The organism is Paenibacillus sp. PAMC21692 (genome assembly GCF_014303795.1).
GTDB classification, from domain to species: domain Bacteria; phylum Bacillota; class Bacilli; order Paenibacillales; family Paenibacillaceae; genus Pristimantibacillus; species Pristimantibacillus agaridevorans.
In genome coordinates this window covers 6013664-6039983 of record NZ_CP060293.1, presented here as the reverse complement: position 1 = coordinate 6039983, position 26320 = coordinate 6013664, and the positions used below count along the sequence as shown (strand labels likewise).

The window sequence follows — 26320 nt, the reverse complement described above, 5'->3', positions numbered from 1 at the left end:
GGAAGAGCATGGAAACCGAACTGACACGCCGACTCGCCATTCAATACCCAATATTGCAAGCGCCAATGGCCGGTGGTCCCTCGACCCCGGATCTGGTTGCTGCAGTATCAAACGCCGGAGGGCTTGGGAGCATCGGGGCAGGTTACCTGTCGCCAGAACAAATCAGGCAAACGATTCGGGAGGTCAAACAAAGGACGGATCGGCCCTTCGGCGTCAACTTGTTTGTCCCCACGCAGCCGACTACTTCTGCAGACGCCATTGCTCGAATGAATCGTCATCTTGATAAATATCGCATAGAGGCAGGTATTGTGACCAATCCGCCAATCCCCGAGTACGCGGAGTCTTTCGAAGAGCAAGTGCAAGCCGTGATGGGAGAAAATGTCTCCGTGTTTAGTTTCACGTTCGGCATACCGTCCCAGGACATCATTGAAGCCATGAAGCAGCATGGGATTCATGTCATAGGCACAGCAACGACAGTCGAAGAAGCTATTAAGCTGGAATCCGCCGGAGTAGACGCGATTGTGGCGCAAGGAAGCGAAGCGGGAGGACATCGAGGGACGTTTCTGCCGAGTAAGACCGACGCTCTGATAGGTACTATGGCTTTGGTGCCTCAGATCGCGGATCATGTTTCGGTTCCGATTATCGCATCGGGAGGCATCATGGATGGGCGCGGGCTTGTAGCAAGCCTCGTTTTGGGAGCTTCCGCCGTGCAGATGGGAACCGCATTTTTGGCAAGCCATGAGAGCGGCGCACATACCGTCTACAAAGGTAGAATTCTTGCATCCAGCGAAGATGCCACCGAGGTCACATCCGCCTATTCGGGCAAAGCGGCGCGAGGCATTTTGACGGAGTACATGAAGGATATGCGTACCTATCAAGGGGGAATCCCCGACTATCCGATTCAGCACGCAATGACGAAAGAAATTCGCCAAGCGGCTTCCAAAGCCAATAATCCGGAGCTTATGTCTCTCTGGGCCGGGCAGGGACTCCGGTTAGCCAAAGAACGCGGGGCAGCAGACATCGTGGAACAGACGATGGAGCAAGCGCATCTCCTTATGGAAAGCTTGGGCAAGTCATAGTTAAAAAGCAGCCGGTCCCGACGGGCCGGCAATAAAGGAAACAAAATGCTTGAAGTTGTTTGAAAGTTCGGACTATAATGGGGTTAGATGAAGGGTATGTGTGACTGGCGTAACGTGGGGTACCACGAGGGAGCACATATTTTATACGGCCGAACGCCTGGGCAGAGGTAAGGGGATTATCCCCTTGCCTCTTTATGTTTGAACAGGAGCAGAAAGGGCTGATGAAATGAAAGAAGAAAAGTTGATCTTGGACGGTAATCGCGTTGCGGCCGCTATGAAGGAGGGATTAGTCGAACAAATCAAACGTCTCTCCGAGAAAGAAATTGTCCCGTGTCTGGCAACCATTTTGGTTGGCGACGATCCGTCGTCAGCCACTTATGTCCGAATGAAAGGAAATGCATGCGCCAGACTTGGTATACGCTCCATCCGTGTTGAACTTCCTTCGACTGCCACGACAGAAGAGCTGATTGCGGAAATAAACAAGCTTAACGAAGATCCCCATGTTCATGGCATCTTGTTGCAGCATCCCGTTCCTCATCATATTGACGAAAGGGCTGCATTCGAGGCAATCCGAATAGAGAAGGATGTAGATGGCGTAACCACGATAGGATTCGCTCAGAACGCCTTTGGTTTCGCCGATTTTCCTTCGTGTACGCCAGCCGCGATCATCGCCATTTTGGATTACTACAATATTCCGATTGAAGGAAAACATGCCGTTGTAATTGGAAGAAGTCCGATCCTTGGGAAACCGGTATCCGTTATGCTCCTAAACAGAAATGCGACAGTGACCATATGTCATTCCAAAACGGCCAATCTGGCAGGGCTGGTACGTTTAGGCGATATCGTAGTTGCTGCTGTCGGCAAGCCGAATTTTGTTCAGGGCGACTGGATCAAGCCGGGAGCCGTAGTCGTCGATGCCGGCTACAACAAAGGCAATATCGGAGATGTCGATTATGAAGCTTGTCTGGAGAACGCCTCCGCGATAACTCCCGTTCCGGCTGGCGTTGGACCCGTCACTATTGCTGCATTGCTCAAACATACGGTCGAAGCGGCTGAAAGGTTTTCAGCGAAATCGGTGCTCTAGTGCCTGCCTCTCAGCAGACTCCTGGGAACAACACGGATGTAAATAAGTTCCCCTATAAGCTCTACAATGGTTTGAGTAACGATTACGGCGGATACTAACCCGTTTAATGGTTCGGGCAATGCAAGCGCGAAAGGCAGGACGACCAGGGAGTTGCGTGTTCCGCTGCTAAAGATCAGCGCTCTCCCTGCTCCGACATCCAGCCGGAAGATGTGCGCAACGAAGCGGGCGACTAGTGGGACAATGATCATATAAGCGACATAGACAGGGATGACTTGGCTAATAAAGTCGATAGATTGATAAAGTTTGCTGATTTGCGAAGCTACGACGACGAACAACGTCAGCGCCATAAAAGGAACCGGCAGCCATGCTGCGGCATCAAGAAATACGATGCCGCGCGGCTGCCTTTTCGCCCATAGCTGCGTTAGAAGAGCAAGGAGCAGAGGGACAACGATGAGACCCAAAAAAGCCTCCAGAAAGGGCTGTGCCCTCACAACTTCAGCTGTTTGATTCCCCATGAATACCCAAAGGTAAAAGGGCAGCAATATCATTTGTGAAACAAAAAGCAATGGCGTTGCAACCAGAATAAGTTTTTCGTCCCCGCGGCCAAGATGTGTAAAAACGATGACGTAATCAATGCAGGGTGTGAGCAAAACTAGAAATACGCCTAATAAAAGGGCCGGGTCGACCGGAAGAAACCGGGTTAACCCCCAAACAATGAGGGGAACGGCTATGTAATTCATGATTAAAAGCGCGTAAATGAACTGTCGATTCGTTAAGGATTCTTTTAGACGAAGAAACGGTATTTGCGTAAACATGCCGAACATTAAGATGCCAAGCACGATCGAGATGGAACGGTCTAAATAACCGCTTGCTTGCGGCCATATCAAACCTGCTCCTGCTGCAATCAAGAGAATAATCGCATAGAGCCATACTTGATTCTTCTCCAGTTGTTCCCTTGCACTCATTTTTTCTGTTCCATCCCCTCCATACATCGTTTTGTAAGTATAGCTTTGAACGGGTTGCGGTGTAAATAACAGTGATCATAATCAGATCAAGCTCGCTGCGGGAGTATCGCAGGCTGGGCAGCATTTTCTAGTCTGCTGGTCCGCACGGCCAGGTAAACAATTGTCGATAAAAGTAAAGAGAAGGTTATAGAGCTGCGCCACTTAAGTTCCTTATACTGTCTGCAAGGCGATGCAACGGCAACAGGCATGCCTGCAGAAGGGGGAGCGATATGGGAAGTTTTGCTTATAAATTGCGGTTTGTGTTGAAGCCAGGGCATCTGGAGGAACAGAGGCTGCAGGATTTGCTGGCATTTTGCCGGGAGGCGCAGATCGATGAGGTGATGTTTTTCATTGATCCGATGAACCTGCGTCATGTGACGGAAGCGGAGGCGGCAGCGTGGCTGGATGCTATCGCGCGGGCGAAGCCCGCGGTCGAGGCGCTAGGGGTGGCGGTATCGATCAATCCCTTGAACACGATGATCCATGACTCGGCAGGCAACCAATTGCTGCCTGATCAGCCATTTCGGCGGATGGTGGATGTGAGGGGTACGGAATCACAGGTAGCGGTCTGCCCGCTCTGTCCAGAATGGCGGGCTTATATCGTTGCCCGATACAGGCAGTATGCCGCATTGCGGCCGCGCACCTTATGGCTGGAGGATGATTTTCGCTTCCATAATCACGCGCCGCTGGAGTGGGGCGGCTGCTTCTGCGAGGCGCATATGCAGCTCTATGCCCAGAGGGCGGGGGTGGACAGCTTGGAGCGCGAGTCGTTCCTGGCAGGGGTGCTGGCGCCTGGCGATCCCCACCCGTACCGCCAGGTATGGTTGGATTGCTGCCGCAGCACGATAGTGGAGCTTGCCGCGCTCTTGGAACAGGTAATTCATGACGTGGCGCCGCAGGCGAAGGTGGGCCTAATGTCGAGCGACCCGGCTGTCCATGCGGCGGAGGCGCGCGATTGGCACGGGCTGATGGCAGCGCTTAGCGGACCGGGAGGCGAGCCGGCAGTAATTGTACGCCCGCATCTGCCCGCATATATGGAAACCAGCGGCATGCATTACGCCTGGCACTTCCATGCCGTATCGATGCTGACGGCAGCACTGTTGCCGGAAGGGACTGAACTGTACCCGGAGCTGGAAAATGTGCCTTATACGCGATTTGCCAAGTCGGATCGCTTCCAGCAGTACCAGCTCGAGACGGCGCTGCTGCTCGGCAGCAGCGGCATCACGCTCAATATTGTGGATATGGCGGGCAATGGCATATATAAGACTGAGCAGGCCGAGCGGTGGCTGAAGCCGCTGAAGCCTTATTTGCAGGCAGTGGCGGGGATGCCGCTGCAACAACACAATATGCAGGGCGTACAGGTGCTTGTGAACGAGTTATCCGCGTATACGCTGCATACGGGCGGCGACGCGTCGATGGCCGGTCTGTATCCGCAGGAAACGTTCTGGAGCAGCCTGCTTTCGGCTTATGGCATCGCGAATCGTTTTGTTACCCAGCTGCCGGGCAATACTGAACCGGTCGCGATTGCAGGCCAAGTATTGCGCAATATCTCGAACGAGCAGATTGCCAGCCTGTTTGCGAACAACTGCGTGCTGCTGGATGGATTGGCAGTAGAGGTGCTGGTGGAGCGGGGCCTTGGCCGGCTGTGCGGCGCCAAGCGTGTGCGCTGGCATGAGCTGCAGTCCTATGAGCAGATTGGCAACAACGGGCATTGCGCCGGCATGGACCACGGTATTCTGCGCCCTTACTTGAGCATGGCGCCTTGCTTGGAAGTCGAGTATGAGGCTGATGCGGCCACGGTGCTGACGACGGTTTGCAGGCCGGACGGAGAGGCCTTGTTCCCGGGGATGGTGATTGCGAACGAGGGCGTGCTGATCCTTCCTTATCGGCAGGAGAACCCCTATGGCCTGTTGAATCCGCAACGCAGGGCAATCATTCAGCAGTTTTTGGCCTGGCGCTCCGCAATCTCGCCGCTGATGGCAGTTAGCCAGGCACCGCATGTAGCCGTATATGGCTATCGCACGCAGGATGAACAGATTGTCGCCATTGCCAATCATTCGCTGGATGATGTGTATGAGCTCGAATTGTCGGGCTTGCCGGCAGCCGGCAACTGGAAAATGCATCATTGTGCTTGCCCGGAAGGCCAAGCGCTTGATACCGAGCAGCAAGATGGAAAGTTGATAATAAAGAATAAAATACCTTTTATGTCAACTGTTGTTATACGGTGTTGTAATCCAACATCAGCTCCAGGGCAAAATCAGGTAATGAACTGTCCATGAAAGTAAAATCAAGTGTATAGAGGCTGCCGGATATCCGGTTATATAATGGGATAGTGCACAATATATCAACGAATTGGGGGCTAATCGATGGGCAGCAAGCGTATATTGCCATGGCTGATGATTGTAGTGCTGGTGTTTTTGGCTGCATGCAGCAACAGCGGCAACAAGGAGAATGAACCTGCAGGCAATGGCACGAATAACGGCAACAACACAGAAGCATCGGGAGATGGCGGCGAACGGACGACACCGATTGAATTGACCATGTTCCGGGAGAGTGCGGCAGATATCAAGTTTTTGCCCGGGGAGAGCATGGATAAGAATTCGGTCTATGATGCTATCGAACGCGATCTAGGCATTCGCATCAAAAATATTTGGGTAGCGGACGCCACCCAATACCAGCAAAAGCTGCAAATGAGCATTTCTTCAAATGATATCGCCGATCTTATGCAAGTGACGATGGCCCAACTGCAGCAGCTCGTCGAAGCCGATATGATTATGGATCTGACCGAGGTGTACGAGCAGCACGCGACACCTGAGACCAAAGCCTATATTATGGGCGATGGCGGTACTCAGCTGGATTCGGCTAAAATCGGCGGCAAGCTGATGGCGATTCCGGCGACGAATGGCCCTTACGGCGCTTCGACGCAAGTATGGATTCGCCGGGATTGGCTGAAGCAGTTGAACCTTCCTGAACCGCAGACGATGCAGGATGTGCTGGCGATTGCCGAAGCATTCGCGACCCAAGATCCGGGGGGCACAGGCAAATCGTATGCGCTTCCATTGACGAAGGACTTTTTGAATGATGCCACCTTTGATATTAAAGGCTTCTTTAATAGTTACCATGCGTATCCGAACCAATGGGTGGAGAATGAAGCGGGCGAGCTTGTATTCGGCAGCATTCAGCCGCAGATGAAGCAAGCGCTCAAGCAACTGCAGGATATGTATGTTGACGGGCATCTGGATACCGAATTCGCGGTTAAGGATTTGGTGAAAGCCAATGAATTGCTGGCTGCGAACAAAGTAGGCGTTGTCTACGGACCGTTCTGGCTTAGCGCATACCCGTTGTTCGATAATGCAGTGAAGGAAGGCAAACTGGTGCAAGATTGGTGGCCGTATCCGATTACCTCGATTGATGGCGATCCTACCCTGTCGCAGATTGAGCTAGGCGTATCCGGGTACTATGTCGTGTCCAAGAACGTGAAGCATCCCGAGGCCGCAATTGAGTTGCTGAACAAATGGGTGCAGGCGTATACAGTGCCGGTGGAAGGGGACGAAGTGTATTTCCTTCAGAATGAAGAAGCGGCCAGCTACTGGAAGCTGAGTCCGGTGCGCGCATTCTCGCAAATCGAGAATGTCATGCTAGGGGAGTCCGTGCCGAAAGCGGTGGAAGCCAAAGACGGCTCTGCCTTGACCGGCCTGGAAGCGCCGAATCGCTTCGGCAAAATTATGAAGTATTTGGACGGCGAGGTGTCGGAGTGGGCAGAGTATCCGATTTCAGGGCCAAATGGCGCCTTCGCAATTATGTATGATTATTTGCAAACCGACAGATACCACTTCAACGCCTTCTATGGTACGCCAGGTCCAGTCATGACCGAGAAGCTGCCAGTGCTTGATGCGAAGATGAATGAGGTCTTTACGAAGATTGTCATGAATCAGGTATCCATTGATGAGTTCGACAAATTTGTGGAAGAATGGCAGCGGCTCGGCGGTACGGCAATGACAGAAGAAGTGAATGCGTGGTACACGAGCGTGGGCAACTAGCAATGTAGGCCGGAGAAGACGGATGGTTCAGGGTGCGCAGCATCAAGTATGAGCCGCCCTTCTTCTGGCTAAAGGAGTTCGGACGATGGGAATGCTTAAACGGTTTCGCAAGGAGTGGTCGCTGCATGTGCTGGTTTTGCCAGGTGTGATCGCGGCCTTCATTTTTAGCTATATACCAATGGCTGGCATTACGATAGCCTTCCAGAAATTTATCCCAACCAAAGGCATTTTTCATTCCCCTTGGGTGGGCTGGGATAATTTCAGCTATATGTTTCAATATCCGGATATTCAGCGCATTATGTACAACACCCTGTTTATTGCCATCATGAAAGTCATAGCCGGGCTGATTGTGCCGATTACAATTTCTATTCTGCTCAACGAGGTACGCAAGGAAGGCTTCAAGCGCACGGTGCAGACGATGATCTATTTGCCGCATTTTCTGTCCTGGGTATTGCTGGGAGGCATTCTCATCGACCTGCTGTCCCCCTCCTCAGGGTTGGTCAACCAACTGCTGGGCTGGTTCGGGATACAGCCGATCTTCTTCCTGGGCAGCAATGAATGGTTTCCATACACGTTGGTCATCTCCGATGTGTGGAAGGAGTTCGGGTTCAGCACCATTGTTTACCTGGCTGCACTGACGAGCATCAACCCGGCCTTGTATGAGGCGGCGCAGATCGACGGGGCAACGCGCTGGAAGCAGACCTGGCATATTACACTGCCGGGCATGCTGCCGATTATCGTGCTTCTCGCTACACTCAGCATCGGCAACATTCTGAACGCAGGCTTCGAGCAAATATTCAACTTGTATAGCCCGATTGTTTACGAAAGTGGCGATATTATTGATACATTCGTGTATCGCCTGAGCTTCGAGCAGGTGCAATACGGCCTGGCGACTGCAGTAGGCCTGCTGAAGTCGTTTGTAGCCCTGATCTTAATTGCCATCTCCTACACGCTAGCCTATCGATTCGCTGGTTATCGTATTTTCTAAACGTTGAGGAGGAGGACTTTGTTGTGTTAGGCCAAACTACGATTAGCAGAAAACTGTTTCTTATAGCCAATTATACGTTTCTTGCGATGCTTTCCCTGCTGTGCCTGCTGCCGCTTGTCCATATGCTGGCCTTGTCGCTAAGTTCCGGCGCTGCGGCTTCGGCCGGACAGGTAGGGCTATGGCCCGTGGAATTCAATGTGGCGGCGTACCAGAATATTATATCCAAGCCTGAATACGGCGCAGCCTTCCTGATCTCTGTTGAACGGCTATTGCTGGGGACGGCACTCAGCCTGTTCCTCACCGTCATAACCGCTTATCCGCTTTCCAAGGAAACCCATGCCTTTCAATTCCGCACCGTCTATGCGTGGTATTTTGTATTCACAATTTTGTTCGGCGGCGGGCTTGTGCCATGGTACATGACCATTCGTCAGTTGGGCTTGATGGACACGATTTGGGCTCTTGTGCTACCTGGTGCGCTTGCCGTCTTCAATGTCATTCTGCTGCTGAACTTCTACCGAGGCTTGCCCAAGGAGCTTGACGAGTCGGCGCGCATGGATGGCGCCGGACAATTCCGGGTGTTGTGGCAAATTATTGTGCCGCTATCCAAGCCGGCGCTCGCTACAGTCGGCTTGTTCACGATGGTGGGCCATTGGAACAGCTGGTTTGACGGGCTGATTCTGATGAACCGCCCGGAGAATTACCCGCTTCAGACCTTTCTCCAGACCATCGTGATCAAGCGCGATATGCGCTTCATGAGCTCGGAGGATATCGAATTGCTGCGGCTAATCTCTGATCGTACGAGTGCGGCTGCCCAGATTTTCGTCGCTTCCTTGCCGATCCTGCTCGTATATCCGTTCTTGCAACGGTTTTTCATTAAGGGCATTGTTCTCGGCAGTGTCAAAGAATAAGAATTTGGCGATTATCCATCCTTGCAGGCGAATAAACAGTGTCAGAAGAAGCAGACCGAGGTTATTTGGATGTAGCCTGCATTCCTGCGTAATTATAACGAGGATTAACTGAAAAGCCTGTAACTATGGGATTTTTCAAACTTTCCTAGCCGTTATCCTCCAATCCGCGTTAAAATTATAACGTGGATTGGAGGGGCGTCTAACGGATTCCGCGCCTCCTATAAAACGGGGCCCCGTCCCCACGGCGATACAGGAAGCGATCGATGCAGCGGCTCAAAGAAAGTTATGCATGAAAAAACTTGTTTCAGCGCTATACGATGCACCTCGTTATAATTTGGGCGGGAACTAAGGATGCAGGGGGATCGCCATGAATACGCTCACACATTTGTTTACCAGCCGCTCATCAATATTTGTCAAATTATTGCTGACGTTTGTTGCCGTACTGATGCCGCTGTATGTCATTACGCTGGTCATTAACCATAAAGGCGCTCAAAGCATTCGCAATGAAGTCTCGCAGTCGATATCCGGCCGCAATGCCTTCTATTTAAGCATGCTGGAGAATGAAATCGAGCGCGTCCAGCGCATTCTTCCCGAATATGTAGCTGACAAGGAACTGATGGCGCTCAGCACCAACGGCAACATTATTAGCGACTACGAGAAAGTCGAGGCCATCCAGGCTGTGCAGCAGCGCATTAGCCTGATCAAGTACAACAGCATTTATATTGAAGAAGTGCGTGCCTATGTGCCGTTGCTGGAGCGAACCATCCTGAGTTCGAAGTATGATACGAAGGTCGATAATGCGGAGCTGGAAGCACTGAAGCTGCGTGCGAACACCTTTAACCGCCCGTTGATCTATTGGGACAATCGCATATTCATCAGTATGCAATATCCGGCTATTGCCCAGCGCGAGCCGTTGTTTGTCGTAGGGGTGGAAATATCGGTCAAGCGGCTTATGCAAGCGCTGAGCGAGCAGATCAGCATCCCTGAGGGCGACGCTGTGCTGATCAGCCTTGAAAAGGACTGGAGCCTTGCCAGCACGGAGGCGCAGCCGTTCCTCCCCGAGCTACGCGCCTATTTGGCGGCCCAGGCCAAGGCTGGTGAGACAGCAGGCCACACCACGCTGCCGCTCGGCAATGGCGACCAATTGGTCTTCTATCAATACTCGCCAGTCTTGCACACCTATCTGGCCAGCTATGTACCGGAAAGCCATGTGTCCGGGCCGATCAATAAGTATCAATACTGGATTATCGGCGTGTCTGTGCTGTCGGTATTTATTATCCTGTTCTTCTCCATGTCGATCTATCGAATGATCCATCGGCCGATGAAGGGGCTTATTATGGGCTTCAAGCGGATGCGCGCAGGCGATATCCAGCCGATCGCGCACGCGCCGCGCCAGGACGAGTTCGGTTATTTGTACCATGCCTATAATGAGACAGCGATTCATCTGAAGACGCTGATCCAGGAAAACTATGAGCAAAAGATCTATAGCCAGCGCTCGGAGCTGAAGCGATTGCAGTCCCAGATCAACCCGCATTTTCTGTACAATTGCTTCTTCGTGTTATGCCGGCTGATCAAATCCGAGGACCTGGAGCTGTCGTATCGTTTTTGCCGCTATCTGGGCGATTACTTTCAATTCATTACACGCGACGATTCCGACCAGGTGCCGCTGGAGGTGGAAATCAAGCATGCGCGGACATATGTGGAGCTGCAGAAGGTATGCTACGGGGAACGCATCCAGATTCGCTTCGAACAGCAGGACCCCGAATATGCCAAGCAGCTGGTACCGCGCCTGATCCTGCAGCCGATTGTAGAGAATGTCTACAAGCATGCCGCGACAGCTATGGTCCATGGGGGAGAGCTGGCGATCCACTTCAGCTACTCCGAACAGGATTTGGCAATCATCGTAGAAGATAGCGGCACGGCATTAAGTGATGAGCAGCTGCTGCAGTTGAACCAGCGGCTGGCGGTATCCGGGCAAGGGATTGAGGATACGACCGGCATTATTAATGTTCACCGGCGCATCCAGATTATGTGTGGGCCGCAATACGGATTATTTCTGTCAAGGTCGGCGCTGGGCGGATTGAAGGCGATCGTGCGGCTGGCGCTGGATAAGGGAGGTGAAGGCTGATGTATCGCTTGCTGATTGTTGATGATTTGCCGATTATAACCGATGGCCTGGTCGAGATGTTCGAGAAACAGGCGGACATGGCGCTGGAGGTCTACAAAGCCTATTCGGGCATGGAGGCGCTGGAGATAATGAGCCGGCATCGTACCGATATCGTCATGACCGATATTCTGATGCCGGGCATGGACGGGATCGAGCTGCTGCGGCAAATCCGGACCAACTGGCCGGGCTGCAAGGTCATTCTGTTAACCAGCCATAGCGACTTCAAGTATGTCCAGGACGCCATGTCGCTGGGCGGGCTGGAATACATCCTGAAAACAGAGGATGACGAAACGATTATCCAGTCGGTCCGCAAAGCCTGCGAGGCACTGGACAAGGAGCATGGCGCACGGCAATTGATCGACAAGGCCGAAGCGCATATGCGGCTGGCCCTGCCGACCTTGCAGCAGGAATACTTATGGTTCCTGCTGCAGGGCAAGAAGGTTGGGCAAGAGGTGCTGCGCGAGCACTTTGCCCATATCCAGCTCCCCTTCAACACGGAGCTGCCTGTACTGCTGCTCATCTGCCGGGTGGACGATTGGAATGAGGTGACGGCAGCGCCGGACAAAGCCCTGCTCGTCTACGCCGTCCAAAATATTGCCGAAGAATTCCTCGGCGAGGCGATGCAACTGATCTCCATCGTCTATGAGCAATCGCGCATGGTCTGGATTCTGCAGCCGCTAGGTGCGGAAGCCGGCAAATGGGAAAGATCGGTCCATCATGTCAACGGGCTAATGGAGATGATTCAGGCGCAATGCGAGAAGCTGCTGAAGCTCTCCATCTCCTTCGTGCTCGGCAGCCAGCCTGTCGACTGGCATGAGCTTGCGGATCGCTTTCATGCGCTCAAGTTCCTGCTAGTGCGCGGCATCGGCGGCCAACGCGGCACATTGCTGACTGACGGCCGGCCGGAATCCGGCGAGCAAGAGCATGGCGACCGAGAAGGCAGCGGGGGCCATGGCCACGGGGCTGGCAACTACCAGTTGCAAGCCAAGCTGCCGATGCTGATGAACAACCTGGAGAACGGCAACGAAGCCGAATATTATCCCCTCTACGCGGAACTGGCCGCTATATTTACCAATGAGCAGATGTCGCAGCTGCACAAGCTGGAGCTATATCATGCTCTATCCTTTCTGTTCCTGTCATTCGTTAACAAGTATGAGCTGGAGCGGGAGCTTGCAGGGGAGATAGACTGGGGCAGGCTCGCCCATTTTGACGCGGCTGTTGCCTGGAGCGAGTGGAACGACTTCTTCTTGCAAGCGGCAGATCGCATCATGGCGTGGACGCGCAATGAGCAGGAGCGAAGCACACGGGACATTGTGGGCAAAATACATGTTTTTGTCGAGCGCAATATTTCCACCAACCTTTCCCTGATCCAGATCGCGGACTTTCTGGACTTGAATCCCTCTTATCTGTCACGGCTGTACAAGCAAATAACAGGCAATGCCCTGTCCGATTATATGATTGAATTCCGGGACCGCAAAGCCAAGGAATTGTTGAAAAAAAGCAATATGAAGGTTTACGCGATTGCGGCTGAATTAGGCTACAATTCGTCACATGCGTTCATCCGCTTTTTCAAAAAACAGAATCGCATTACGCCGCAGGAGTACCGGGACCAGTGGGGTGCCCAATAGGTGTTGCAATGCGTTGACAGGAGGCGAATATGGAAATTCGTACCGAAAAAGGCGCAGACGGGGAGCTGGGCCATGCAATTGTACTGCACCTCCAAGAAAACAGTGATGAGGCCATTGTCTTCGCCGCTGCGGAGCTAGGCAGATGCCTGGCAGCGATGACCGGGCGCGAGGTCGTACATGCTGGAGCAGCGGAGGCTGCGGCAGGCATGCTGCCGGGCATCGCGATCCGAATGCAGGGCGATGGCGGGACGGCAGCAGCAGCCGAGCAGCCCGATGGCATCGCGATTGACGTAGACGGTGGCTCCGGGGTCATCTCCGGCACGAATCCGCGCAGTGTATTGATGGCTGTATACCGTTACTTGCATACGCTGGGCTGCCGCTGGGTTCGGCCGGGCCGGACGGGTGAGCATCTGCCCCGCATCGTCTGGCCGGCTGTCGCAGTCGCCATCCAGGAGGAGGCATCGTACCGCCATCGCGGCATTTGCCTCGAGGGCGCTGTCAGCATCGAGCATGTGCTGGAGATGATCGACTGGATGCCCAAGCTTGGGTTGAACAGTTACTTTATCCAGTTTCGGGAAGCGTTCACATTTTTCGAGCGTTGGTATAAGAAAATCGAGGTCGCGGATACGCTGGCCTTTATGGAGCAGGCGGTAGCAGAGATTCGTAAGCGCGGGTTGCTCTATCATTCGGTCGGACATGGCTGGACCTGCAACGCATTAGGGCTGCCGGGGCTGGGCTGGGAACAGGTCGAGTGGCAAGGGGAGGCGGACGCGGAGCTGGCTGCCATGATTGCTGAAGTTGGCGGCGAGCGCAAGCTGTGGAAAAGCGTGCCGCTTGATACAGAGCTCTGCTACTCTAACGCCCGCGCGCGCCAGCGGTTTGTCGATGAAGCAGCAGCTTATGCGTCTGCCCATCCGGAAATCGACTATTTGCATGTCTGGTTGTCGGACGGAATGAATAATCAATGCGAGTGTCTGGCCTGCAGGGCAACGACGCCTTCGGATTGGTATGTGCTGCTGCTCAATGAGCTGGATGCGCGCCTGTCGGAGTTGGGCATTGCGACGCGCATTGTGTTTCTGATTTACCAGGAGCTGCTGTGGCGTCCGCTTCAGGAGCAGTTCGCCCATTCGGCGCGCTTTCTGCTCATGTTTGCTCCCATTACACGCACCTATCGCCAATCGTTCGCAGATGCAGGAGAATTGCCTGAACTGCCCCCCTTTGTCAGAAATCAAATTGAATTGCCGCGCACCATCGCCGATAATATCGCCTTTTTGGCGCAATGGCAGGACCGGTTCACCGGCGAAAGCTTCGACTTCGACTATCATCTGATGTGGGCGCAGCAGCGTGATCCCGGCCATATGAAGCTGGCCCAAATTTTGCATGCCGATATTCAGGCATTGGCCAGTCTCGGCTTGAATGGCTATATGAGCTGCCAGGTGCAGCGCAACTGCTTCCCGAGTGGGTTTGCCATGACGGTTATGGGGAGCACGCTATGGAACCGCACGGCCTCATTCGATGCGCTTGCAGAAGATTACTATGCACATGCATACGGAAAAGACGGGGTTTATTGTCAGAATTATCTGGAAACTTTGTCCCGGCTTTATGATCAGATCAATCTCGAAGGCGGACTGGGCAAGCCGCTCGCCAATTTAGAGCGCTATGCGAGCGTAATGGCCGAATTGGAGCAATTCAAACCAATTATCGGACGAAATCTGGCAAGCTTGTCCGCTGTCCAGGCTCGGTCCTGGCGCCATCTGGAGCACCATAGGCAGTTGTGGCTTGCGATGACGGATATTCTTCGTCACTATGATGCAGGGGACAGGCAACAAGGGTATGACAGCTGGCAGCGGCTGCAAGATTGGCTATGGGAAATCGAGCCACAAGTGGCGGATGTGTTTGATGTGCAAAATTTTATTTTGGTCATGGGCTGGATACTCGATGGACCTGGCCAAGAAACTGCGAATAATGAGGAGGCAATTTCATGCGAAGATTAAGGCGGAGCAAACCTCAGGGGTTGCGGACCATTGCCATGCTGGCGCTTATTATCAGCCTGCTGGCATCGTCCGTATCGGCCGCGTTCGGGGCTGCGGGCGAGGATGGCCAGAGCAATGGGGCAGGTGCTGAAGGGGCCCTTAATCCTTCCCGGCAAGAGGGAACTGCAAATGGCGATAGCGGCCACTGGGCGGAGGCGACGATGCGCAGCTGGCTGGAGCGCGGCTTGCTGCAAGGATACCCGGACGGTTCGCTGCGGCCCGATGCGTCGCTCACGCGCGGCCAACTGGCCGCGCTGATCAACCGTGCCTTCGGGCTGGCGGTTCCGCCAGCTGAAGGGCTTGCAGCGCCATTCACCGATGTCAACCCTGAAAATTGGGTGTACGGTGATATTGCGACGGCTGTCGTTGCCGGTTATTTGCGTGGCTATGGCGACGGCACGATGCGGCCGCAGCGTGTCCTTACACGCCAGGAGGCAGTCGTAATTATTGCCCGGCTGTTACAGGAGCTGGTCGGTGAGGAGGGTGAAGGCGGCGGGTCGGCTGCTGGCGCTGACGGGAGCAACGAGGGGGGCGCGGCTAGCTGGGCGGACTTTTCCGACTATGAGGGGATTCCAGGCTGGGTAACCAGCGAGGAGGGGGCCGTCATCAGCCGCCAGTTGATTCAAGGTTATCCGGACGGTAGCTTCCGACCCGCGCAAGAGATGAAGCGGGGAGAGGTTATCGTGTTGCTGGAACGCGTGCTTGTCGCAATCGAGGCTGCATTAACGGAAGAAGGAGCGGAGGGAGAACAAGTAGCAGAGGAAGAAGGCGGCGAGCAAGAGACAGAAGAGCCAGGAGGCCCGCAGACCCCTGAGACGCCGGTAACGCCAGGCAATCCGAACCCGCCAACAGAGGAGGAAAAACAAATTACCGTGAACGGGCTGCCGCAAGCGGAAATTATAGTCCGTCCGAATGCAGGCGACCTTGAGCGGCTGGCTGCCGAAGAGTTGCAGCAGACCGTTGAGTTGATCAGCGGAGCGCGCTTGCCGAAGCTGCGCGGGACTTTGGCAGACAGCCCGGTCAGTGCTTATCTGTGGCAGGAAGAGCTGCATCTGCAACAGAGCGGCTTCGCCTCGCTCGAAGCCTCTATTATGAACAACAGTGGAGCAACAGTCGTTGTTCGCCTGGAGTCGCCGACAGTTGGCGATGTGACCGCTTCGTTCGGAGGCGACATAACGCTTGCCCCGCACGAGAGCTTGTCTGTAGCTAGCGAGGTAGTCGTTCAAGCGGATGCGGCAGATGGCGTACATACCATCCCGATTGAAGTAATTGTAGGCGGGCAATCCGTCAAGGCGTTGTCGGCAACCGTTCGCCTTGACCGGAATTTGCTGCAGAACAGCTCCTTCGAGCTTGGCTCTGGCACAGGATGGAATATTTCATCCGGTGGAATTGATAACCAAGTGTCCCGGACGGGGCAGCAATCGATGCGGATGAACTTCAGCGCCCCCTATACGATTCTGCGCACCGAGCAGCAGTTGAAGCTGCAGGCGGGCCAGCGATACGTGCTGGAAGCCTGGGTGAAGGCGAGTGTGCCGACTGGCCAGCGCGTGGTCGCACAGTTCACGGAGATATCGGCAGATTGGCAGTCTACCATTCCGATGCCCCAATATATATTTGACCTGACTGACGAATGGTCTCGCATTGAGGTGGCGTATACCCCTCAGGCTGGCAATCAGTTGGATTTTGTGTGGGCCTACCTGTTTGTCGTGGATGACAATGGCCCGGTATGGGTGGATGATATAACGCTGAAAGCAACGTCTGGACAACAGGAACCGGAACCGGAGCCGGTATCGAATGCGATTGCCAATGGCGGCTTCGAGAACGCCCAGGCAGGCGGTACGCTCCCTGAGCACTGGAATGTCCCTTCAGGAGCGCGGGATACGGAAGTCAAGCATGAGGGCAGCGCTTCGCTGCGAATTAATATTCCGGCGGATGGTTGGACCTATGCAAGGACGGAGCCCATATTCGGCCTGGAGCTAGGCGAATCCTACACATTGCGCGCTTGGGTGAAGGGCAGCCAGGCGGCAGGGCAGCAAGTGTTGGCCAGCTTTATGGAGAAGAATGGCGCCGACTGGTCGGATCTCGTACCAGCCACGCCAATGGAGGGACGACCGATCGCAGAGGATTGGACCTTGCTGGAATGGACCTTTACGCCGCAGGCTGCTACGGGCTCGAACTTTTTCCTCGTTTATTTCTATGCGATTACCGATCCGCTCTGGATTGATAATGTGAGCTTGTCCTTAAGCTCGGAACTGGAAGGCCAAGCGTCAGCGCCAGAATCGTCTGCAGGACGTTCTGTCGCAGACCCTGTTGCCAGAGACGGTGAACAGGGTACGCAACAGTTGCCAGGACCGCAAGACTTGCAGCCTGTAGCCCCGGCAACAGTCCCGCTTGACCCGGCCAGCCGGGTGCGCATCCATTTGGGAACACCGGCTTCCTATCCCGAACTGGCACAGCTGTTTGCGGCTGACCTGGCAGCTTTGCAGGGCAGCGACGGCTTTGCAGTGAGGCAACGAGGCAATGACGTGTATATTTTGGCTGCGGAGCCAGGCGGCGTGCTCAACGGCGTGTATGATTTTCTGGAGAAAAATACTGGCATTCTGTGGACCCGTTCGACTTCCATCGGGACGGTCTATGAAGAGCAGCCGACAATCACGATCGGAGCCTTTAACTATTCCGAACGCTCGCCGTTCGGGCTGCGCGGCTGGCATCTCACCGGGCTGGGAGCAAGCGGCGAATACCATTCCGATCCGGGCTCCGAGCAGATGATGGCACGCAACAAGCTGAACAGCAAGCTGGCCGAGTTCGAGAATATGCCGCTCTGGCAGGAACACAGCAAGATGGGCATCAAGCCGTTCAATATCGGGCATAATCTGGCATTCTGGCTGCCCAATGAAGCTTACTTTGCCGACCATCCGGATTATTACAACACCGACGCGAACGGCGACCCGCTGCCGGTCGGGCATGAGACGCAAATCAATTTCTACCATCCTGATGTGCCGGGCGTTATTGCCGAACGGGTAGCCGCCTTCCTGGAGGACAATCCGATTGAGGTCGTGGGCATCGGCATCAATGATACGCACTATTTCGAGCAGGCAGGCTTTAGTAACCAGCCGTTCGTGACCGAGGATGGCATCACGATTCAACCGCATGAAGCAGATTACAAATCGACGGTCTTTTACACCTTTTTGAACAAAATCGCCCGCCAGGTCAAGGTGACGAATCCGGGGGTGCAGATTGCGACCTTTGCTTATTTCTTCACAGAGGTGCCGCCGCGCATAGCCTTGGAAGACAATATTATTATCGTGTTGGCCCCGATCTCGGGTGATGACCGGAAGCCGATCAATACGCCGGAGCTGTCCAATCCGAACCGGGCCTATGTAGCCAAGCTTGCCGGGTGGCTGGAGAAGACGTCCAATATCGTCATGTACAATTACTACGGTTCCTTCTTGTCCGATAAGTATGAGCGCCCGATTGCCGCCAAAGTGCAGGCTGATATGCAGTATTACCGGCAGCTTGGCTTGACTGGCGTTATCCCGGAAGGCGTAGTAGACGCCAATGGCCCGAATTGGGGCATTAATGCGTTGCAGTTCTGGCTATTCCAGAAGCTCATGTGGAATCCGGATGCCAATATCGAACAGCTTAAGGCTGACTATATTACCAAAGTATTCGGACCGGCCGCTGGCGCAATGGGTACCTATTATTCGCTAATCGAGCAAGGCTGGAACATGTATGATGATGTGATTGCCTACAATACGAGCACAAATACGTATATCGGCAAATATATCGTTCAGGCAGGAATAGCCGAAGCAGCCCAGGCGGCGCTGGATCAGGCTTGGGGCCTTGCAGATGCTGCGATCCAGGTGCGTATCGAGCCGATCAAAACCACGTTTGAAGCGATGGTAGCGCAATATACCGAGATGCCGTCCTTGCAGGCGGAAGCGGTGTATACGACTGCGGAGAAGGAAGCGATTGTTGGCGCCACAGACTTCACGCAAGGACCATGGGCAGATGCGGTGGCGGCCAGAGATTTCTATGCGATCAATTCGACCACGCCAGCTCCGGTAGAGACCAAAGTCCGCTTGCTATGGGATGATGAGAATTTGTACGTCGCCTATGAAAATATGGACAGCAACATCGAGGGCTTAATTACCAGCGATAGTGCCCCGAACGAATGGTGGGCCAGTGGCGCGGATGATGATAATGAAACCTTTATCACGGGGGAGCCGGACGCTTCCAGCTATTATGTATTCTTCAACAATCCGGGAGGGCTGAAGCTGGAATACAGCGGACCCGCGCAGGACAGTGGCTATAGCGGCGCATGGGAGGCCTACACCTCCGTCCATGCGGATCGCTGGATATCGATTCAAGTCATTCCATTTGCCAGCATTCAGGTGGATCCGGCGCAGGTAGAAGCGTTGCAGGGCTATTTCTTCCGCAGCTATCACGGGACTGCAGGATTCTACGGCTGGGGAACCGGTACGGTATGGGATTCCGGAAGCTTTCATTCGATTGTGTTGAAAAGATAACAACGTGCTCGGCGAAGATACGAGCGAAGCGGAACAAGCAGGTCATCATAGAGGCATTGAGTAGCTGATCGTCAAAGAGGTGGAGCGGATGGATCGTAATACATTTACCCTGTTCGGGTCCATGGAAAAATGAGATGATGCATTCATCGGGGCTCAAGGTTTCGGCCAAGGGTTCTGATCTTCAGGCTATTGCGATCCTTCCTTCTAACTCAAATTGGCGAATTAGGGCGCAGCTTTCCTGAAGATTTTTTAATTGGGGTGAGCTAACGATGATCCATGGTATGTATTTGCGCCGGAAAAACAAGGTAGTGGTGGAACAGCTAAGCGGAGATCCCGTCTCCAAGGCGTGGTTGGCTACCGCCTCGAAAAATATCGAAAGCCTAGGATATCGTTTCTCGCCCCGCTTAATCAGAGAATTGAGCAAAATGCCGTCGGAAGCATTTGGCATCTTTTATGACGAGTTAATCGTTCAACTGAAGGTGATGGTTGGAGCACATGTCGAATATCGGCCGATGTACCCGGGGTTTCCCACGCAAATGATGGAGGAGTCCGAGGCGGACCTGTATTTAAACGCCCTGTATCATTACTTTACGCTAGATCTTCCCCTGTACGATAGTAAGAGCAGGCAACCGCTAGCAGAGGAGAGCCCCCTTAAAGTCATTGATCTGGGAACGAAGGCAGAATGCCAAGTTTTGATTCATCAGCTTATGCAAGCCAAGGGCTCGATTTCCGAGACTGACAAAACGGATATCGACAAAACGATCCAACAGGCCGGAGCGGAGGAGTTAAGCGAGATTCTACCTGCCGAAATTCCATTTAAGGAAAATGCCGCATTTGTAGCAGGATCGCTTCTCAAGCATCGCAAAGCGGATCCGAAGGCGATCGGCCGATACATAAAGACGGCGACCGACGTTTTGCGGCTGGCCGTCGCTTGGTCGGACGGGGATGTAAGCTTGGCCGAAGCAACCCGATTCCGTAAATTCACGCGCCCGGAAAGAAAGCTGCTGCTCGCCCTGCTGGAACAATGTTACCCCATTACGGAAGATATGCTGAGATTTAAGCAACGCTGGATTCGTCTTGGCGAAATTCTGCATCCTTCCGAATATAAGAACCGTTTCTCTCGGTGCCATGAAGCCTTTGATATACTGCGTAATCATAAGCCGTTCCCAACTTATGGCGGCAGCGTCGAACTCGCATTCCAATGGAAGCAAGTTTGGCCGCTGATCGATCTGATGATGCAACGTCCGGGCGAATTCGCCAGAAGGCTGGATCAACTCACGCGTATGACGGAACACGCGGATTACGTGTTGCTCGCCTTTGAGGAAGTCGTACATGAGATCTCGACGCCGGTATTGCTGCAGGTGAAGTGCCATTTCGTACATCGAACGGAATTTCAAGGAATGCGAACTTTTTTCCCGAAAGGTAATGTAGCCAAAGCGTTTGTCATCCCTAACGCGCTGCCCGAGATTCCTGGCGAGGTATGCAAGTCGATCGTAGACGTATGCGAGCATGAACTGATTCGCCGCTTCTCTTTACTGCCCCCGCTGGGTAAAACATTCATTGATCAGCGGTTAAGCACGTATCTCGTACCGTTTTCCCAACGTTCGGCTAGCAAGGCTTTGCGTACGATCGTTCGCGGGAGCCGGGTCCCGATGCCCAAAGGGGATACCGTTCGCTTCTTTAACTGGTGGAAAGAAGGGGTAGTGGATGGACAGCCGACGGGACGAGTCGATATTGATTTGTCTGCCGTTTTATATGATCGCAATTGGAACTATATCGAGCATATCTCCTACACGAACCTGCGTTCCTCGAAGTATCTGGCCGTTCACAGCGGAGATATCGTGTCTGCTCCTAGCGGCGCATGCGAATTTATTGATCTCCATATCCCATCGATCGTCGAATACGGCGGACGGTACGTGGTCGCTGCTTTGCAAGCTTTCACCGCGCAGCCGTTTTGCGATTTGCCGGAATGTTTCGCGGGTTGGATGATGCGAAGGAAGCCGGGCTCCGGAGAAATCTTCGAACCGTCTACGGTGGTCGACAAGATCGATTTGTCTGCGAATACGACAATTGCGATTCCCGTCATTCTGGATTTGGCGGAGCGTGTAATCATCTGGAGCGACCTTGCTCTTGCGAGACACCCGGACTACAACAATAACGTAGAAGGAAACAAACGTGGGATGTCGCTAATGGGTCAAGCGATGAGCGGGCTTAGAAAGCCGGACTTGCATGATCTGTTCCGGCTCCATGCGGTGGCTAGAGGCGAAATCGTGGATGACAGGGAGCGGGCGGAGTCGATCTTCGCGGTCGATGGAGGGGTTACCCCATTCGATATCGAAGAGATCATGGGCGAATATCTGGCGTAGACTGAGATGAAAAGGCAAATTAAATGCTATCGGCGACGGCACGACGATTCGGATTCCCAAACTGGACCTAAGTCCGGTAAACATTCCGTTCGTTAGGAGGAGGATTCTATTAAGAGAAAAGGGCTACAATGAGAGCAACAAAACGAGAAAGCGTGGTTGCCATTATGAGAAAACCCAGCGCCTTAATAGCGTGGAAAATGCTTGTCCTGTCGCTCCCCAAAGGAATCGCGGCATTTGTCATCATCGTAGCGGGATTATCCGCAAGCCTGCCGTTGTCGGTATTTCTGATCGGATTGCCTTTGCTGGCGGCAACGCTGGTCTTCTGCCGGTCAATCATGCTAGGCGAGATGAGATACGCGACAGCCTGGCTGCAAGGAAAAGAATATCCCGAAGCCTCGGCTCCGTCGGAATCGACAGCCGGAGAACAGCAGGGATGGCGGGCATGGCTGCTGTCCGTCCTGAAGGATGGCAGATCGTATCGCGGTATTCTGTTCGGGATCCTGCAGCTGCCAATCGGCATAACAGCGTTCACCTTTGCCATCGTGCTGCCCGTTACGGCCCTGGCGGTCATGCTCTCGCCGGCAGCTTACGAAGTAAGCATGAGACTGTTCGACTTTAACTTGTTCGCAAGCGATTGGAGATTCGACGAACTGTTTGGGTGGGAGATGAACTCCGCCCAGCGCTCATGGGTTGCCGGCGGAGTCGGCTTGGTATTAATGCTGCTATTGCCGCCTCTGATGCGAGGGCTTGGCCGGTTGTACGCCGCCTGGATTCTTAGCGTTTCAGGCCCTGAGCCCGTCAGCCGTCCTAACCCCGAATCCGCGTACGAAGGAGGAAAGTTCCCTTTCTCCTTGGAAAACCATGAAATCGGAGCCTTTCACCCCGAACGCAGCATTCCGCCGGTGAGCTAAGCACGACTAGACGCAATAGAGAAAGCTGACCTCGATTTGAAAATCGGGGTCGGCTTTTTTATGATTTCTATTTGGCGATAAAAACTTCATCTAAACGCGGTCGCACATCTTCAAAAGGCCGGAGGTAGCAGCAAATGCGAGGAGAGGCCAATCATATACCGCATCGGAAAAAATAGAGGGAAAAGCACCCTCTAATCTGGGGATAAAGTAATAATAACTATAATTAGAGGGAAAAACGCCTTTTGATCCTTAAAGGAGCGTCACCGCATTTTGCGTTGATGCTCCTTTTCGTCAAAGCTGGCTGCCGATAACGGATTCCACGGCCTTTTTCCAGCCGGAATAATGCCGTTGCCGGTCGGCGGGATCCATGGCGGGAAGGAAGGACGTCCCTTGCCCGGCTATACGGCGCAAGTCATCCAGCGAGGACCAAATGCCCACCGCGAGCCCGCCCATATAGGCCGAGCCCAGGGCGGACAATTCGGCTGCGCCTGCTCGTTTGACTTCAATATGCAAGAGATCCGATTGGAATTGCATGAGGATATCGTTGCTTGATGCGCCGCCATCCACCCTAAGCTCGCTTAGTTGGATAGCTGTTGCATGCTGCAACAAGTTAATGGCATCTTTGACTTGATAGGCGATGCTTTCCAGAGCGGCTCTTGCGATATGGGCTTTGCCCGTTCCCCGGCTCATCCCTATAATCGCCGCGCGGGCATCCGGCTGCCAATAAGGAGCGCCAAGACCGACGAAGGCCGGAACGAGATAGACGCCTTCATTATCGGGGGCCTGCAGCAGCAGTGCATCAAGCTCGGAAATCGATTGAAACAAGCCGAGGTTATCCCGCAGCCAGTTCATGCTGTCGCCCGAGGTTCGGATGATGGCCTCCGCCGCATAAGTTACCGTGCCGCCTTGCCCCCAGGCGATGGCTTGGACCAAACCCTGCTTCGAAGCCGACGGTTTGAAGCCGGTATTCATCAGTACGGACGTGCCCGTGCCGTAGGTTGCTTTGGCCGATCCTTCTTCGAGGCATAAATGCCCGAACAAAGCGGCCTGCGAGTCGCCGATGACGCCGGCGATCGGAATGCCGTCGACGAGCGGCGTTGCCCCGCGAGTATACCCGTATATCATGTCGGAAGGCTTTGTCTCGGGAAGGAGCTCGCGAGGAATGCCGAATAAGCGGCAGAGCTCTTCATCCCATTGCAAGGTATGGATATTAAACAGAGAGGTTCGGCTGGCGTTGGTATAATCGGTAGCGTGAACGCTTCCGCCAGAGAGCTTCCAGAGCAGCCAGCTGTCCATTGTGCCGGCAAGCCAATCGCCTTTCGCCAGCTTCCCGTCCGCGCAGGGGGTATGATCCAATATCCAACGCCATTTGGCTGCCGAGAAATAAGGATCGAGCAACAAGCCGGATTTGGCTTGAACGGTTGGCTCGAAGCCGGAGTCTTTTAGCTTATCGCACATCTCAAAGGTTCGCTGGCATTGCCATACGATCGCCGGTCCGACGGGTTTCCCCGTCGTTTTATCCCAGATCAGGGCGGTCTCCCGCTGATTCGTTATGGTTAATGCGGAGAGCTGCTCCGAGCCGATCCCCGCCTTGTCGATGGCGGCTCCGGCGCACAAGAGCACATTTCCGTAAATTTCGGCCGCATCATGCTCTACCCATCCAGGCGAGGGATAATACTGCTGATGCGGCATCGAACTGGAGGACAGAATTTGTCCGCTGCCCGATACGACGAGCGCTTTCGTTCCCGAAGTGCTCTGGTCGATTGTTAATAGATAAGCCTCGCTCATGACTCCTGCCGCCCCAGCAATTGTAAAGCCGATCGTCGCAGCCCCTTGACGCTGATGCCGTAATGCGAGAATACTTCGGCCGTTTTGCCCGCGATCGCAGGTTCGTCGGGAATGCCGATAATTTTGATCGGAACCGGACAATGCTGCCCGACAAGCTCCGCGACCGCTGCTCCGAGACCTCCATGGACGCTATGCTCTTCGACGGTAATTATACGTCCGGTCTCGCGAGCGGCCCGCAGAACAGCCTCGTTGTCCAGCGGTTTGATCGTATGCATGTTGAGCACCCGGCAAGAGATTCCCTCCTCCCGCAAGGCGTTGGCGGAATCCAGCGCTATCCTTACCGTTTCGCCGGAGGAGATCATAGTCAAGTCGGAGCCCTCCAACAGAGTAACGGCTTTGCCGATTTCGAACTCGTATTCCCCGGATGCATAGACATCCTCGACGGGATTGCGTCCGATTCGGATATAAGCGCCGCCTTCATGGGCGACGAGCGCTTCCGTCATCCGTTTGGTCTCGTGCCGATCCGCCGGCATAAGGACGGTTATGCCCGGGATGGCGCGCATGACGGCCAGATCCTGCACCGAATGATGCGACATGCCAAGCGCGCCGTAGCTAATGCCGCCGCTAATGCCGACAAGCTTGACGTTGGTGCCGGAATAGGCGACGTCGACTTTGATCTGCTCTATGCTTCTCATGCTGAGAAAACAGGCGGGCGAGGCGACGAAAGGTTTCTTGCCGCTATGGGCAAGTCCGGCGGCAATGCCGACTATGTTCTGCTCCGCGATGCCGACCTCGACGAATTGCTCCGGATAGGCATCCGCGAACGGCCCCATAGCCGCGGAGCCCCGGGAGTCGCTTGCGAGCACCATTACGGTTTTATCTTCTTGGGCGATGTCGAGCAAGGTGTCGCAGATGATCTGCCGATTGGCGATCGTGTTAGCCATGTTGCTCAGCTCCTCTCTTCGTCAACCTGGCCTGTTCGGCCGACAATTCGGCCAGAGCCCGTTCCAGTTCTTCGGCGCTCGGTACATGGTGATGCCAATGCGCGACGTTTTCGGCGAAGGAGATTCCTTTGCCTTTAACGGTATTGGCAAGTATGAGCGTCGGTTTGCCGGGAGCGGCAGGCGCGGCTTCCAACGCCTCTACGAGCGCGCCCATATCGTTGCCGTCCAAGGCAACGACGTTCCAGCCGAAGGCGGCCCACTTCTCGTCCAGCGGGTCAAGTCCCATGACGTTTTCCGTTGTGCCGCTTATTTGCAAGCGATTGCGATCGACGATGCCGATCAAATTGTCGAGCTTATAGTGCGCGCCGGCCATCGCTGCTTCCCATACGGAGCCCTCGGCTTGCTCTCCGTCGCCCATCAGGCAGTAGACGCGATAACGTTTGTTGTCCCTCTTGGCCGCAAGCGCCATGCCAACCGAGATCGCGAGACCATGCCCCAGCGCTCCCGTGTTCATCTCGATGCCGGGCACCTTATTGTTGGGGTGACCGATTAACCTTGTTCCGAATTGTCCGAACGTATCGAGTTCCTCTTTGGGGAAGAAGCCGAGGTCGGCGAGAATGCACCATAACGATTCGACGGCATGGCCCTTGCTGGCGATAAAACGGTCGCGGTCGGGATCCTTCGGCCGCCTTGGTTCGATGTTCATGACGCGATAATAAAGCGCGGTAACAATATCGGTATTGCTGAGCGAGCCGCCCGTATGTCCGCTCTTTGCCTTGTGGATCATGCGAAGCAGGTCCATTCGGATTTGAACGGCTTTCATTTGCAGGTGTTGAATATCCATGCGTAAT

Annotated in this window: 16 protein-coding genes and 1 riboswitch; of the genes, 12 read left to right on the top strand and 4 right to left on the bottom strand. The window is 54.1% G+C overall.

Annotated features, from left to right (window positions below):
• Positions 1 to 8: 8 nt before the first annotated feature.
• A complete protein-coding gene (locus tag H7F31_RS24735; RefSeq protein WP_187100949.1) occupies positions 9 to 1079 on the top strand; it encodes an NAD(P)H-dependent flavin oxidoreductase in 1071 nt (356 codons plus the stop codon).
• A gap of 90 nt (positions 1080 to 1169) precedes the next feature.
• Positions 1170 to 1249: riboswitch (ZMP/ZTP riboswitch) on the top strand.
• A 56-nt stretch (positions 1250 to 1305) separates the two neighbouring features.
• A complete protein-coding gene (locus H7F31_RS24730) occupies positions 1306 to 2163 on the top strand; it encodes a bifunctional 5,10-methylenetetrahydrofolate dehydrogenase/5,10-methenyltetrahydrofolate cyclohydrolase (RefSeq protein ID WP_187100948.1) in 858 nt (285 codons plus the stop codon).
• Here H7F31_RS24730 and H7F31_RS24725 read toward each other — a convergent pair.
• Positions 2160 to 3128, bottom strand: a complete 969-nt coding sequence (locus tag H7F31_RS24725; RefSeq protein ID WP_187100947.1) for an arsenic resistance protein — start codon at positions 3126 to 3128, stop codon at positions 2160 to 2162. The two genes, H7F31_RS24730 and H7F31_RS24725, sit on opposite strands and share 4 nt — an antisense overlap.
• 269 nt (positions 3129 to 3397) lie before the next feature.
• Here H7F31_RS24725 and H7F31_RS24720 point away from each other — a divergent pair, with 269 nt between their 5' ends.
• From H7F31_RS24720 to H7F31_RS24675, 10 genes are all read left to right on the top strand, one after another.
• Positions 3398 to 5446: a hypothetical protein gene (locus tag H7F31_RS24720; protein ID WP_087572681.1), complete on the top strand. Its 2049-nt coding sequence runs from the start codon at positions 3398 to 3400 to the stop codon at positions 5444 to 5446.
• 87 nt (positions 5447 to 5533) lie between these two features.
• Positions 5534 to 7207, top strand: coding sequence for an extracellular solute-binding protein (locus H7F31_RS24715; protein ID WP_187100946.1), 1674 nt, complete (start codon positions 5534 to 5536; stop codon positions 7205 to 7207).
• An 85-nt stretch (positions 7208 to 7292) separates the two neighbouring features.
• Positions 7293 to 8195, top strand: coding sequence for an ABC transporter permease (locus H7F31_RS24710; protein WP_087572679.1), 903 nt, complete (start codon positions 7293 to 7295; stop codon positions 8193 to 8195).
• Between the two features lie 86 nt (positions 8196 to 8281).
• Positions 8282 to 9103 (top strand): carbohydrate ABC transporter permease, encoded by an 822-nt coding sequence (locus H7F31_RS24705; RefSeq protein WP_087572686.1) that lies wholly within the window; start codon positions 8282 to 8284, stop codon positions 9101 to 9103.
• A 367-nt stretch (positions 9104 to 9470) separates the two neighbouring features.
• Positions 9471 to 11231, top strand: a complete 1761-nt coding sequence (locus tag H7F31_RS24700; RefSeq protein ID WP_187100945.1) for a sensor histidine kinase — start codon at positions 9471 to 9473, stop codon at positions 11229 to 11231.
• Positions 11231 to 12898: a response regulator transcription factor gene (locus tag H7F31_RS24695; RefSeq protein WP_087572677.1), complete on the top strand. Its 1668-nt coding sequence runs from the start codon at positions 11231 to 11233 to the stop codon at positions 12896 to 12898. Before H7F31_RS24700 ends, H7F31_RS24695 begins: the two co-directional genes overlap by 1 nt.
• A gap of 29 nt (positions 12899 to 12927) precedes the next feature.
• The gene (locus tag H7F31_RS24690; RefSeq protein ID WP_187100944.1) at positions 12928 to 14892 is read left to right on the top strand and encodes a DUF4838 domain-containing protein; all 1965 of its coding nucleotides are present in this window, start codon (positions 12928 to 12930) and stop codon (positions 14890 to 14892) included.
• Positions 14880 to 19460, top strand: a complete 4581-nt coding sequence (locus H7F31_RS24685; protein ID WP_187100943.1) for a DUF4838 domain-containing protein — start codon at positions 14880 to 14882, stop codon at positions 19458 to 19460. The genes H7F31_RS24690 and H7F31_RS24685 overlap by 13 nt, the downstream gene beginning before the upstream one ends.
• 269 nt (positions 19461 to 19729) lie before the next feature.
• On the top strand, positions 19730 to 21826 hold the full coding sequence (locus H7F31_RS24680; protein ID WP_187100942.1) for a TerD family protein: 2097 nt from the start codon (positions 19730 to 19732) through the stop codon (positions 21824 to 21826).
• 128 nt (positions 21827 to 21954) lie between these two features.
• Positions 21955 to 22737, top strand: a complete 783-nt coding sequence (locus H7F31_RS24675) for a sensor domain-containing protein (RefSeq protein ID WP_187100941.1) — start codon at positions 21955 to 21957, stop codon at positions 22735 to 22737.
• A 291-nt stretch (positions 22738 to 23028) separates the two neighbouring features.
• Here the strand turns inward: H7F31_RS24675 and glpK are convergent, their stop codons facing one another.
• The 3 genes from glpK to H7F31_RS24660 are packed head-to-tail and all read right to left on the bottom strand — an operon-like array spanning position 23029 to position 26313.
• Positions 23029 to 24525, bottom strand: coding sequence for a glycerol kinase GlpK (gene glpK, locus H7F31_RS24670; protein WP_187100940.1), 1497 nt, complete (start codon positions 24523 to 24525; stop codon positions 23029 to 23031).
• The gene (locus tag H7F31_RS24665) at positions 24522 to 25469 is read right to left on the bottom strand and encodes a transketolase family protein (protein WP_187100939.1); all 948 of its coding nucleotides are present in this window, start codon (positions 25467 to 25469) and stop codon (positions 24522 to 24524) included. The genes glpK and H7F31_RS24665 overlap by 4 nt, the downstream gene beginning before the upstream one ends.
• On the bottom strand, positions 25462 to 26313 hold the full coding sequence (locus tag H7F31_RS24660; protein ID WP_187100938.1) for a transketolase: 852 nt from the start codon (positions 26311 to 26313) through the stop codon (positions 25462 to 25464). Before H7F31_RS24660 ends, H7F31_RS24665 begins: the two co-directional genes overlap by 8 nt.
• Between the last annotated feature and the right edge of the window lie 7 nt (positions 26314 to 26320).